The sequence below is a fragment of the Fulvivirga sp. M361 genome, assembly GCF_007097395.1.
In the GTDB taxonomy this organism is placed as follows: domain Bacteria; phylum Bacteroidota; class Bacteroidia; order Cytophagales; family Cyclobacteriaceae; genus Fulvivirga.
Genome location: NZ_VKDC01000008.1, coordinates 310,578 through 323,629, shown reverse-complemented (window position 1 = coordinate 323,629; position 13,052 = coordinate 310,578). Strand labels below are relative to the sequence as shown.

Here is a 13,052-nt window from a genome sequence, read left to right as displayed (position 1 = left end):
ATTTATATCGGGCTATTGTGTTTCAATCGTATTCATCATTCGAACGTTATGATTTCCGCTAATTTCAAGTCCCTTGAACTAGCTCCGATCTCAATTCCAAACTCACCTGGCTCTACTATCCACTTCTTTGAAATGGGCGACCAGAATGCGAACGCTTCTTTGTCCAAACTGAATTCCACTTTTTTGGATTCACCGGGCTTCAATGAAACGCGTTTGAAACCCTTCAACTCCCGCATTGGCCTGGAAGCGCTTGATTCTTTGTCGCTTACATAGAGCTGCACAATTTCATCACCCGACACAGGTCCGGTGTTTTTGATAATAACACTAACCATTGCGCCCTTTTCGTTTTTCCGGATTTTTAACTTTCTGTAGGAAAAATCGGTGTAGCTCAGACCATATCCGAATGGAAAACGCATTTCTTCCTCCTGTTTATCGAAGTATCGATAGCCCACAAAGATCCCTTCGGAATATAGGTTGCTCACATTGCTTTTCGAGTAGCCTTCAGGATGAGTAAGAATGCTCCCTTCGGGATATTGAGCTACCGATTTAGGGAAACTAAAAGGTAATTTCCCACTTGGGTTTACATCACCAAACAATACTTCGGCCATCGCCTGACCAATTTTCTCTCCGCAATAGAAGTGATAAATCACGCCTTTAACATCATCGATCCAATCGCTGACATCAATAAAACTACCTCCTGTAAGTACGACTACGGTATTAGGATTTACCGCCGCTACCTGCTTCACCAATTCAACCTGAGTACCGGGTAAGTTCGCATGTTCCCGATCCCAACCTTCGGTTTCCAAACCACCGTGCAAACCAACAATTATGACTACTGCATCGGTACTTTTGGCCACCTCAACTGCCTCTGCAATCAGCAGTTTGTCTTGTACTTCATCGGCTTTAATCCTCTCCAAAACCTCGGTTTTTTTATCAACCCCCCTTTCCCTTTTTTTGCTGGAAACGGTACACCCCCGGGCATAGACGATGTCCGTTTGTGGTGCTAATGCTGCGATCTCATCCACCGGGTTATTTATTGCATCTTGAAAATGAAAAGTGCGACCGCTACCTCCCCCCTGCATGTAATAGAAGTCCGGGTGGCCTTTTGATCTTTTTGCATTCGGCCCGATCACCGCCAGTTTTTTTATTTTAGTTCGATCTAATGGCAGTGTTGCCTCTTCATTTTTTAAAAGTACAGCGGCCCCTCTGGCTACTTCGAGCGCTATCTTCTTGTGCGGATCACTATGAACAATATCCCTGGACACCACCGGCCCCTTGTCGAAAAGTCCCATTTTGAACATTACGAATAGTTTTTCACGAAGAAGTTGATCCACCACTGATTCCTCTAACCCGCCTGCCTCCACTGCATCGACCATCTTCCCTCCATAGAACTTTGGTGCATGCATTTCTATATTCATTCCGGAAAGTGCCGCGGGTACCGTTGATTGAACTCCATTGCCAAAGTCGGACAATACAAATCCTTTAAAGCCCCATTCATTTCTCAAAACATTGGTCAACAACCATTTATTCTCGCACATAAATGTGCCATTTAACCGGTTATACGCCCCCATAATATTCAACGCCCCACCCTCGATGACAGCAGCCTTAAAAGCCGGCAGGTAGATCTCTCTCATCGTGCGCTCATCCACTTCATTATTAATATCAAATCTGTGCCGCTCCTGATTATTGGCTACAAAATGTTTTGGCCCACAGATAATACCATTTTCCTGCATGGTCTTCACATGAGTTACGCCTAAACGCGCAGTGAGATAAGGGTCTTCCGAAAAGCACTCCCAATTTCTTCCTCCTAAGGGATGACGGATAATATTCAGCGTGGTGCCAAGATTGAGATCCTGGTTCAACGCCTTCATTTCCTGTGCCACAGCAGCGCTTGCCCTTGCATACAAATCAGTATTCCATGATGCGGCAATACCAATTGGTGCCATCATGTAGGTTGAGTTTATTGTTCGATCCCTTCCCGATCGTACCCCTGTGATACCATGACCCATTACTAATCGGGGGATGCCCAGACGTTCGTTCCCTGCTGTACCAAAAATTCCAGCGGTGACATCTCCAAACTCTCCTTCTCCTACCCCTATTCCTACGAGTTGTGTTACTTTCTCTTCCAAAGTCATCCGGCTTAAGAGATCCTCGGTGCGATCCTCAGGAGATACAGATGCATCCTTATACAATTGTGCGGTGCCCGGTAGAACTATACAGAGACTACTAACAACTATTATGACCAGTTTTCTCATCATTCGCTATTTTTCTGAACTCAACTGACCAGTGGGAAATTTCCCTTGTCTATCGAGGTGAACAACCACATAAGGCCTCTCTGTTTCCATATCAGGATACATTCTACCATTACCCTTTGAATCCATCACCTCTATGAAGTACATCACGTCATACTTACCATCAAAAAACTCTGATGGGATATCAGCCTCATACTTACCTGAGCCGGCCTCATAGGTCATCTGAGCGGATTGGTAATCTTCGAATTGGGACAACCTTCGGTATCGAAGGCTTACACGTTTTAGCCCTGAACCATCCGTGACTTTGGCAGACACCTTAAGTTTCTCATTCGGTTTGGCAGTAGTGATACGATCCAAATCAACAACCGGCGCCTCATTGTCATCGCTTATGATCACTTGATAGGCTGATTTAGTTCCGCCTTTGGGTAAATAGGTTTTCCCGCCAGACCCTTCATCGATTTCAATGTAGTACTTCAGTATGCCTTCAGGGCCTGAGTTAGCGATTTCAGCAAAACCAATACCATGAGAGACGCTCATTTCAACAGACCTGAACTCTTCCCCTTCTGTGGCCACCATCACTCTGGCAGATTTAATGGATTTTTTCGAAATGATAGTGGCTGAAATCTCCATTGACTCATCGGGTAAACCCCGTTGTACAGGCACATGTACGAACAGTCTTTTGAGACCTATGCTATCCTGTATCGTCTTTCGGTCTTCCTTGATACTTTCCAGCTCATCCACCAGTCGCTGATGTTCATTACGCCAGTGCCCGGGGAAAAGCGCTTTATTGGATCCAAAATCCAGTTGGCTGTTGTATATGTTGCCAGCAGACGCTACCAAATTTCCGTACTCCTCGACCGCTTGTTCTTCCAACGCCAGTGCTTTGTCAAATGAGGTTAAATCGCCTGTTTTTGTGTATAGATTATAATAGACGGCAGCCTTCAATCTGTGGGAATGATATGAAGCCAAATGAGCAAGCATTTTAAGGTCTGTGATGGTCGAAACAAACTCTTTTGTTTGTTTGTCTCCCACCAATTCTTCTGCACGTTTCACACGCGAAAGGATACTTTGTGAAGTCTGCAAGAACCAATCACTCACCTGACTTGCATTTCTTCTGACCGGGAATTTTCCGTTTAAGATCTGTTCTGCCTCTTCTTTGGGTGAAGTGAACTGCTGGATATCGGAAGGTCTGGAATGCTTTGCAAAGTGCTTCAGGTCTTCCATGCGCTGCAGTTCCGGCCATCCCTGAGGACTCATAAAACGTGGGTACAAGTAACTGGCGGTAACGATTTTCGGGAGTATTTTACTGGCTTCATGCAAACCGTCCATCAGCAACGGCCCGGCTTCCTCTCCAAACCGGTTCGCAAATTCCATCTCCCATAAGTCAGAAGGAGTATTTGCATTATAAGCTACTCTTCCCATTAGCTGATAGTAATGCCAGTACCGTTCAAATTCGTAGGTGTAGTACTTGTAACCGGGATTTAGGAGCTCGGAAACCTGAGCGTCATGCTTGCTGCCATTCATCTTGAAATAAAGCGGCTCATTGAACTCAAAACCGGCAGCATCATACAAGTGGGAGCCTTCTGAGAAAAGCCGCACCCACTGAGGATCCCCCCACAAAAAGAGCCTCGTGGTGCCACCGCTCCAGACACGCCACTTAAATCCATACTTTTTTGGGTAGCGAAGCATGTCCGCATAGCCGTGTCGCCGATCGAATTGATTGTCCCTGTTAATATGAGTTGGATGATAAGGCATGCCCATTTGTTCCATCCAGTGTTTGGTGGCCACTCTAAAATCCATTCCTGTATCCACACCATCAAATAATGTCTCGTCAGGAACATCTTTTGCCCGGGCTTCAATTTTTGAATCAGGGATCTCTTCCTTGATGATATTAAACGTTTCTTTCCAAAACGCTGAAGCAACCTCACCTGAAATACCAGATTCCCAATGCATCCGAAATTGAACCAGATCGATTTCCGGAAAAGTCCGGAAGAATTTTCGCATCGCAATTTTGGTGTAAGGGATCAGGTTTTCCTTAGTAAGCCCCCAAATGATGTTAGCCGGCAGGCCTGCAGGGATATCCGAATCCGCTTTCACCATCTCACGATACCGACGATCACGATCAATCTGATCCCACAATCCCACACCAAATTCGATCCCCCTGGAATGCGCTAAAGCAATAATTTTTTTTAATGCCCTGGTATTTTTCTGCTGTTTCTCCATCGTCATATTCGACATTTTAACATAGGGAAACTCATCTACATTAAAGAAATTGGGGTAAACAGGAGCGGTAAAATTGGGCTCCCGGTATTGGTTGTTTTTATAACCAAAAATCAACAAGAACTGATTCAGACGATTTTCAGCCATCATGTCAAAATACTTTTCCCAATAGAGGCTATCGTAAAGTCGCTGTTCGAAGTAGTTGCGATGAAACGTCCCGGCAGATACCGCGCGTTCCTTCACGTCTGGTGTTTCGGAGGCATCCTTCACATACTCGAAAATGTCAGCGTTATGATCGCTCCAGGATATTCGTTTGGCAACATCCAGTGCGGCATACATAAGCCCTACTTCATCCGAACCGCATAGTATTAGAGCAGGTTTTTCATTATAAGTGGTCTTTTTGATGAGCAGGGCCTCTTTTCCCTCGGGCAAGGGTTGGCTTATCTCCTTCAGCAATTGAGTAGCCTTGTTTTCCTGAGATGCCAAACCTGCAAAAATGTAATAAGCAGGTTCAACATTGACTGGTTCAGGGTGTTCCTCTATGGCTACCTCTTTTGAAGCAAGTGCCAGAAGTATTTTATTGAGACCATGGGCTGAAGGGCTTTTCTGATCGAATTCAAAACCAATTAATTGAACATTTGGCGCTTGGTTTTGACATGACTGACCAACCAATAACATTAAAAACCAGGCTGTATGTATGACCCTTTTTATAGGGAATAAGTACTTCATTGCGTCATTTTTGGGTTACACTGTTGATCCAAAAGATTTTTACACAAGATATCCATCCTCTGTCGATTGTCCTTATAATTCGATGTGCACACCTTTGCCCTGACGACTGACACTAAAAAGACATTCCCTTACATAGAGATATCTTTCAGTTAGCTACAATAGCCCTAAGAAAGGTCGGTGGTAATTTCTCCCACGCACAAGAGATTTTTATTTGATTTTTCGCTTTCGGGTTGGATATAACTTCTGCTTAAAATCTGTGATTTCATCTTTCAATTTCTTGTTGGCACCATTCAATAGTTCATTTTGATGTTTCATGATGCTCAAAAGGTCATGCATGGCATTGAGGTTTTCCAGTTGAACGGAAACGATTTCTTCTAAATCGGCTTTGGTGTATCTTCTGATCATAACAATCGAGTTTTATATTATAATTCAATACAAATACATATCAAATTATAATATTTCACAATACATTTTTGTATTGTATTTTAACATATTCAAAAAGAAGATATCAGAATGCTATATTTTTCTGTATTGTTTATTGATAAACTTGTGTATCATACAATATTATGAATAGGATAAAAGAGGTGCTTAAGGAGCAAGGAAGAACGCAAACTTGGCTTGCTGAGAAGATTGGGAAGAGTTATGTAGTAGTTACTAACTACTGTAATAACAATGCTCAACCAAGTGTACCTGTATTAAGAAGTATTGCGGAGGTTTTGGATGTGGATGTTAGGGAACTTTTGGTTCCAACAAAAGGCTAATTCAGTTATGAAAAATCGAGAGGAAATATTAAGTTTGTCTGAATTAACGACAATTGTCTTAAATACCGACAATGATAAGACAAACCTTAAAAAAACTGAGAGGGCTTCATAAGATGTCGCAGAAGCAATTGGCTAACGAGATTGGTATCAATAGGTCAACTTTGGCAGATTATGAAACGGGTGCCTCTGAACCGAACATTGAAACTCTTAAGCGTTTTTCAGAATATTTCAACATTACTTTAGATCAATTGATAAATGGCAATGGTAATAAATCATCCAATCAAGGATTGAAAGTTCTGGCTGTCACGGTAGACGCTGTAAATAATGAGAATATCGAATTGATACCGGAAAAGGCAAAGGCTGGGTACCTTGATGGTTATAGCGACCCAGAGTTTATTAAAACTCTTCCCAAATTCCATTTTCCAAACCTTCCTACTGGCACATACAGGGCTTTTGAAATAAAGGGGAACTCAATGCCTCCTATTAATGATGGTTTCATTGTAATTGGTAAATATGTTGAATCATTTACTGAAATAGTCAATAATAGACGTTATATCCTAATCACTATGAATGAGGGCATTGTTTTTAAGCGAATTAAAAAAAATATCAAATCACTAACCGAATTGATATTGATTTCAGACAATTTATCGTATCCTCCATATTCAATTAACAAAGATGAGATTATGGAAATATGGAGTTTTTATTCCTTCATTGGCTTTCCAGATGATTATCACTCACATGTTATTGAGGATATATTTGAAAAGCTTGAAGTCATTGACAACAAAATAGAAAATCTGGTTAAAAACTGAAACAATACACTAAGTGGCCATTAATTCCATAACCGATTTCCTTGACTTTAACCATGGAGTTGTTAATATTAACGACACCCATGATAATCTATCCCCATACAGCCAGCACTTAGTAAAAGAAATAAGAGAAAAAGATTTCGGTATTGATTTGGTCTATTTCTCAGGGGAATTCCCCTCAATATATTTTAAAGAAGTTCAAAGTTTCCAAGAACCTATACTTGTCGAAATACGAGAAACACATCGCAAGATCTGGAACCAAGGAAAAGTGCCTTTCCTTTATGTAAACAGCCCAAACGAAATACGTATTTACAATTGTTACTATGAACCTATAAATCCAAATAATAATAATGCTCATATAGATGATGCCCTTCTTTTTAATGCCACTAAATCCAATCTAAAGGATTTAGAAGAACTTAGGAATGTATTTGGTAAAGTATCAATTGAGACAGGTCAATTCTGGAAGAAAAATAAATACGCTAAGAAGCTTACGAATCAAAGCAGAATTAATCAGGTGCTGATTGAAAACCTTAAACACACTCGAAAAGTCCTGCATAAGGAATATGGAATTGATTATAGCATTATTCATGACCTTCTTCTTCGGTCACTCTTTCTGCTTTATCTTGAAGATAGAGGCGCTACGAATGATGAGTTTTATCAAAATATCCTCCCAGAATCAATAGGTTATTATGATATTTTAGAAAAAGACATTTCAGCGACATACAGACTCTTCGCTGTATTGGAAAGTTCTTTCAACGGTAACCTTTGTCCAGTTACCCAAGATGAATTGGATTTGATTAATCTTGCCCATCTGCAAACTATAAGAGAGTGTTTTTGGGATAAAATCGAACTCCATGGTCAACAAAAACTTTTTGATTGGAAGACCTTTGATTTCAAATACATACCGATCGAACTTATAAGCGAAATCTATGAGGATTTTTTGTTAAAAGAAGAAGGGGAAGATCAAAAAGCAAAAGATGGAGCTTATTACACTCCTCATACTTTAGTTGACTTTATATTGAATAAGGTTTTGCCTTGGGGCAGCACAAACAAAAAGGCTAATAATTACAATATCAAAGTACTTGATCCAACATGTGGTTCGGGAATCTTTTTAGTCGAAGCGTTTAAGCGATTAGTTGATAGGTGGAAGCAAAACAATCCCTCTGAAAAAATAAGTTTTGAGATACTGATCGAACTTGTAAGGAATAACATTTTCGGGATAGAACTCAATAAAGAAGCAATAAAGGTAGCGGCTTTCAGTCTATATCTGGCAATGTTAGACAACCTCGAACCCAAAACACTTTGGAAAGAAAAAGCTTTCCCATACTTAATTTATGACCCCAAAAACGAGGACGATAGCACTCAAGGCCATAACCTGTTTCGAATGAGTAGCCTTGGCAATGGGCCATTTGAAGAGATCAAATTTGACCTTATCGTAGGAAATCCTCCATTCAAAGAAGGTAAACTAGACAAAGAGACAAAAGACTATAATGATCAAAGGAATTATCCACAAGAAATGGTGGTGGCATTTCTCGACAGAGTCTCATATTTATGTCCAAATGGAAAGATTGCATTGGTGGCTGCTGTAAAACCAGTTCTGTTTAATACGTTGAGTACCTATCAAAATTTCAGACAATTTCTGTTCAATGAGAACTACGTCGAAGAAATCTATAACTTTTCCATTCTTCGTAAAACAAGTCGGAAATATGGTGGGAACCTTTTTGCTTCTGCCGTTGGGCCTGCTTGCGTAATATTCTATCAAAAGCATAAGCCAAAGGATTATTCAGATCTGCTGTTATATTGTGCACCAAAAACAGCCATCAAAAACAGTATCATAGATGGAATTGCCATTGATCAGACGGACATCAAATATCTTCCAAGAATTGAATGCAATAAACCAAACACCAAAATTTGGAAGACCGCCATGTGGGGGACTGACCGTGACTTTCGGTTTATCAACTTGCTTGATAAACACAAATCGATAGGCGATATTCTAATAGAAAAAGAAAATCATGGATGGAATATGGGGGTTGGGTTTGAAACTTCTCACCCCGCGGATAAACCAGACTCGGAGATTTCCCAAGTACCACATATACATGCAAGTCGCATTGAAAGATATTTTACACCTGAATCAAGCACTACAAATATTGACATTAAACTGTTTAGGAGAAGAGGTGCAAAAAGAGCCTATTTAGCTCCCCATGTTCTTATCAAAAAAGGACAATCGAAAAAAAGATTTTGTGCTTCATATCTTGACTATGACTGCTCATATCGAGACGCAGTCTATGGAATTAATGGTGAGTCCCATTTACTCAAACTACTTACCGCATTCTTAAATTCATCTCTTGCTTCTTACTATTTGTTTCTAACATCATCTTCATGGGGTGTAGAAAGAGAGAAAATCATGTCCAATGAATGGATGAAACTTCCAGCGTTTGTCTTTGATTTTAACGAGTCATGGCAAAAGAAAATTATAGAGAAATTTGATGAAATAGTTAACTCCAAAAAGAATGAGTTCCTTGGAGTTGATGAGCACATTTTAATTATAGAAAAGGAAATCGATAAATTAATTTTCAAGGCCTCAGAGTTTGACAAAGAGCAAATTGCTTTGATAGAAAATGTACTTTCTAGTAGCCTTGATTTATTTAATAAAGGAGAAAACTCAGAGGCTAGAAAGACTTGCACCAAACATGGTCATAAACAATATGCAGAAATAATTTGTGGCGAAATAAACAACCTACTAAAACAAAGTTCAAACCTTAGAGGTTGGGCTACTATTTATAACATTCCATTACGAACTCCGCTGAATTTGGTATCTATTCATTTGAATTCAAAAGAAGCTCCGAATAGTGTAAAGAATGAATTCTCAGAAGCCAAAATTGAAGAGCTTTTAGCCCAAATTGAAAAATATACTTACGACCAATTCTCTGAAAGCCTTTATTACCGGAAGACAGTTAGGTATTACAAGGGAGATACAATTTACATTATCAAGCCGAATGAGAGACGTTTTTGGTCTAAGTCACTTGCATTAAGCGATGCAGATGAAATCATATTAGAGGTCTCTAATTCATAAAAGATGGACGAATCAAGAGGCCTATCATCACATATCAAAATTGAATTTAAGCGTGCTCTTACCGATAGATGTGTTGAAGTTCTAGTGAAAGGTTACCAGTCTATGATTTCTGCCAATCAATACAGTCTGAGTTGGGAGGAAGAACAATTCAGTGCTCATCTAATTTCACACATGGAACATTTGAATGAAGTCAATCAGTATCGGATGGACATCATTCCTGAACCACGTCTTTATGACGAGGAAGTAGTTGAAGGGAAAAAGTCACCCAAAAAGTCGCCCAAAGCTGATATTCGGATCTGCATGTGGAGCAACAATACATGGAGTACACCAGTAAAGTTCGTTTACATCATCGAAGCAAAGAACCTTTCCGAACGAGATTGGAAAAAGGAATCAGACAGTAAAGTGATAGCTAAAGCGCAAAAGAAACGATATATCGAAACAGGAATAGACCATTTCATTTCAGGACATTATCCAGAAGGTTGCTTAGCTGGATATGTCGTACAAGGTGATCCTGATAAAATAGTTTTAGACATCAATGAAATTCTTCGGCAGAAATCTCCTTCAAGAGAAAGTGAAATTTTAGGTGATAAAGAATCAGTGTATTCTTATCCAAATTGTTATCGATCTAAGCACTCAAATGGAGCACTTCGACACTTTCTTTTGAAACTATAAAGCTCAACGCTATTTGCAACATTACCATCCTCGTTCCTGCGGTGGCAAAGAGCAAAGCCAGCGCACAGAATGAAAAGTTGAAAATCAAATGAAAACTCCTTCTCCCTCGATCGGGAAAAAGGTACTAAAAAAGGAAAATTTTCCACTTGCAGAGCTTTGAAAATCAGACGGAAATACTCATCCGGTCAATTCGGTCATCAACAGGGTAAGGTGATTAGCCTTCCGGGCGTTCGGAATTTTCAATGTGTCCCTTCTTGTTAAAACAGGTATCATACGCGGCATCTTTCATAAATTCAGACCAATATCCTTTTGGTATTGCCCCGGAACCTTAACTATCTATACCTGCCAATCAATTCATGATCTACAATTGCCTTTCTTAACTCAAGCAATTCAACTGCGCCCTGATACGTATAAACCTTTTTACCTCCGGGCTCCACTAACAATGTATAGGGAAGCGCACCGCTCCAATCAGGATCAACCAACTCTATAAGTTCATATAGATCACCTTGTGAATAGATGTAATTTTCCACAGCAGCTTGTTCTTCTTTTAAGAATTTTAAAACCTTATCTTTTATCTCCATTTTATCGACAGAAAGTGAGATAAATTGAAAATCTTTCTTGCCATACATTCTTTGTAATTTTACCAAATCGGGGAATTCTACAACACAAGGTGCACACCAACTGGCCCAAACATTGATCAGTTGTAATTTTTCGGTATTATTGGCCAATAATTCTTTGACTCCTTCATTGTCGATCTCATTTAAGGCCACTTCACGTTTTGCCCATCTCTCATCAAGGGCTTTAGCATTATCTGCTTTCCACGACCATTTAGTGGAACAACCAATGGATTTAGTTACCGGATTACTTACCTCTTTTCCTGCCAGCAATTCTTCAACAGCCTGAATCAAATCTTCAGATTTACCAACCCCCTGCTTTTGATCTGCATCTATTCGTCCCTGGTAGCGAAGTTTTCTTTCCTTGTCCAGAATAAAGATATGTGGGGTAGCCATTGCACCGTAACTTAAGGATGCTTCCTGCAAATCGCCGTCATACAGATAAGGAAAATTAAAACCTCTATCCCTGGCCCTTATTTTCATGTCTTCATAAGAATCATCAACATCAGACCATGAACTCTCCGGATACATTAAGCCCAACGGACTGGCAGAATTAACTGCAACAACAGCTACACCTTTATCTTTGTATTCTTTTGTGAATTCTATTATTCTGTTTTCATAAGCCTGAGAGGTAGGACAGTGATTGCATGTAAAAATCATCACAAGTATTTCGGCCTGTTCGAAATTTTTCAAACTCATAAATTCCCCTTTCAAATTCGGTAAATTAAAATCCGGGGCATCAGCACCTATTGCGAGCGTAACTACCTCCTGCTTTTCAATTTTTACCGGATTTGCAGTAAACTCTTTCGTTAAGTCCTGAGCAATGGTTTGTTTTTTGCTGGTATCCTGACAAGATGAAAATAGTATCAGCAATGCTGAAAACAGCAATACGAATTTTTTATTGGCCATTTGATTATTGTCTTTATCCATTAGATAATTGGTATAGATCGTCTTTAACTTCATCATAGTAAAACCAAAATTTTTATTCGTCTTTTATACCTACAGGCCTTTGCCTGTAGTCAGGGTCAAGAGTATAAACAATGGGCTGAATTGTACCATCCGGGTTAAAGGTCATTTTATCAAAACATGCTGATGGACGAAAAAAAGAACCGTTGTTTACATCGCCACGATGATAGAAAAAGTACCATTGTCCTTTAAATTCTATGGCAGATGCATGGTTGGGTGAATCGGGGGAATTTTCTGCCAGTACCCCTTTAAATGTTGCATATTGTGGCAACGGGGTATCCGCCATCCAATACACTGTTTTTGCACCTACACTTGCATGAAAATAATAGATGCCCTTTCGTTTAAAAACATGAGCGGCTTCCTTTACTTCTTTTTTGCTCAATCTAATCCAGTCTCCATCCAGCTCGGTCATATTATCCTTAAGTTTTGCCCCCATTATGTACGTCCCGGGTTCTCCTATATCTACTTTATGATCGTTACCATAAATATATGCCTGGCCATCGTCATCAATAATTACGGTTGGATCAAATATGCTGGTTATCTTGTCAGTGACTGCTTCTTCCCAGGGGCCCTCGGGGTTTCGACTTTTAGCGACACCAATATGGGTTTTGTTATAAGGGAAATAGAAGTAATACCAGCCATCTTTATACGCCACATCTGCGGCATTCATTTGTCCGTCTGCCCAGGAGTATTCCCGTGGTTTTAGTACCACTCCATGGTTAACCCAATTTTTCATATCTTCTGTTTCCAATACCATGTAATCCTGCATGGTTGCGTAATTCGTTGCATCTGGCTGGTTGCGCGAACAGTACACATAAACCTTATCGTTGTATACTTCAGCTGCCGGAAACGCCGTATAAAGAAAATTGGAATCCGTATCCCAAAGAATAGGATTTTGAGCATTGCTCAACTGATTAACCATTAATAAGATCAGAAATGTAAAATTTTTCATCTTTCTA

9 protein-coding genes are annotated in these 13,052 nt (G+C 40.0%); 4 read left to right on the top strand and 5 right to left on the bottom strand.

The window, feature by feature from the left end; translation table 11 throughout:
- Positions 1–35: 35 nt before the first annotated feature.
- From FNH22_RS11910 to FNH22_RS11900, 3 genes are all read right to left on the bottom strand, one after another.
- Positions 36–2,258, bottom strand: coding sequence for a glycoside hydrolase family 3 C-terminal domain-containing protein (locus tag FNH22_RS11910; RefSeq protein ID WP_143398600.1), 2,223 nt, complete (start codon positions 2,256–2,258; stop codon positions 36–38).
- Between the two features lie 3 nt (positions 2,259–2,261).
- A complete protein-coding gene (locus FNH22_RS11905) occupies positions 2,262–5,201 on the bottom strand; it encodes a hypothetical protein (RefSeq protein ID WP_143398599.1) in 2,940 nt (979 codons plus the stop codon).
- Positions 5,202–5,408: 207 nt separating this feature from the next.
- Positions 5,409–5,606, bottom strand: coding sequence for a hypothetical protein (locus tag FNH22_RS11900; RefSeq protein ID WP_143398598.1), 198 nt, complete (start codon positions 5,604–5,606; stop codon positions 5,409–5,411).
- 161 nt (positions 5,607–5,767) lie between these two features.
- On the opposite strand from FNH22_RS11900, the gene FNH22_RS11895 reads away from it, so the two are divergent.
- The 4 genes from FNH22_RS11895 to FNH22_RS11880 all read left to right on the top strand — a co-directional run bounded on the left by FNH22_RS11895 (position 5,768) and on the right by FNH22_RS11880 (position 10,513).
- Entirely contained in the window at positions 5,768–5,962 is a 195-nt protein-coding gene (locus tag FNH22_RS11895) for a helix-turn-helix transcriptional regulator (RefSeq protein ID WP_143398597.1), read from the top strand.
- A gap of 71 nt (positions 5,963–6,033) precedes the next feature.
- Positions 6,034–6,771 (top strand): helix-turn-helix domain-containing protein, encoded by a 738-nt coding sequence (locus FNH22_RS11890; RefSeq protein ID WP_143398596.1) that lies wholly within the window; start codon positions 6,034–6,036, stop codon positions 6,769–6,771.
- Positions 6,772–6,784: 13 nt separating this feature from the next.
- The gene (locus FNH22_RS11885) at positions 6,785–9,841 is read left to right on the top strand and encodes a class I SAM-dependent DNA methyltransferase (protein ID WP_143398595.1); all 3,057 of its coding nucleotides are present in this window, start codon (positions 6,785–6,787) and stop codon (positions 9,839–9,841) included.
- A 3-nt stretch (positions 9,842–9,844) separates the two neighbouring features.
- The gene (locus tag FNH22_RS11880) at positions 9,845–10,513 is read left to right on the top strand and encodes a hypothetical protein (protein ID WP_143398594.1); all 669 of its coding nucleotides are present in this window, start codon (positions 9,845–9,847) and stop codon (positions 10,511–10,513) included.
- Between the two features lie 332 nt (positions 10,514–10,845).
- Here FNH22_RS11880 and FNH22_RS11875 read toward each other — a convergent pair whose 3' ends face one another.
- Positions 10,846–12,093 (bottom strand): redoxin family protein, encoded by a 1,248-nt coding sequence (locus FNH22_RS11875; protein ID WP_143398593.1) that lies wholly within the window; start codon positions 12,091–12,093, stop codon positions 10,846–10,848.
- A 16-nt stretch (positions 12,094–12,109) separates the two neighbouring features.
- The gene (locus tag FNH22_RS11870; RefSeq protein WP_143398592.1) at positions 12,110–13,045 is read right to left on the bottom strand and encodes a family 43 glycosylhydrolase; all 936 of its coding nucleotides are present in this window, start codon (positions 13,043–13,045) and stop codon (positions 12,110–12,112) included.
- Between the last annotated feature and the right edge of the window lie 7 nt (positions 13,046–13,052).

Coding starts and splice junctions, on each gene's coding strand:
- FNH22_RS11910 (WP_143398600.1), bottom strand. CDS start 2,258: ATGATGAGAAAACTGGTCATAATAGTTGTTAGTAGTCTCTGTATAGTT.
- FNH22_RS11905 (WP_143398599.1), bottom strand. CDS start 5,201: ATGAAGTACTTATTCCCTATAAAAAGGGTCATACATACAGCCTGGTTT.
- FNH22_RS11900 (WP_143398598.1), bottom strand. CDS start 5,606: ATGATCAGAAGATACACCAAAGCCGATTTAGAAGAAATCGTTTCCGTT.
- FNH22_RS11895 (WP_143398597.1), top strand. CDS start 5,768: ATGAATAGGATAAAAGAGGTGCTTAAGGAGCAAGGAAGAACGCAAACT.
- FNH22_RS11890 (WP_143398596.1), top strand. CDS start 6,034: ATGATAAGACAAACCTTAAAAAAACTGAGAGGGCTTCATAAGATGTCG.
- FNH22_RS11880 (WP_143398594.1), top strand. CDS start 9,845: ATGGACGAATCAAGAGGCCTATCATCACATATCAAAATTGAATTTAAG.
- FNH22_RS11875 (WP_143398593.1), bottom strand. CDS start 12,093: ATGATGAAGTTAAAGACGATCTATACCAATTATCTAATGGATAAAGAC.
- FNH22_RS11870 (WP_143398592.1), bottom strand. CDS start 13,045: ATGAAAAATTTTACATTTCTGATCTTATTAATGGTTAATCAGTTGAGC.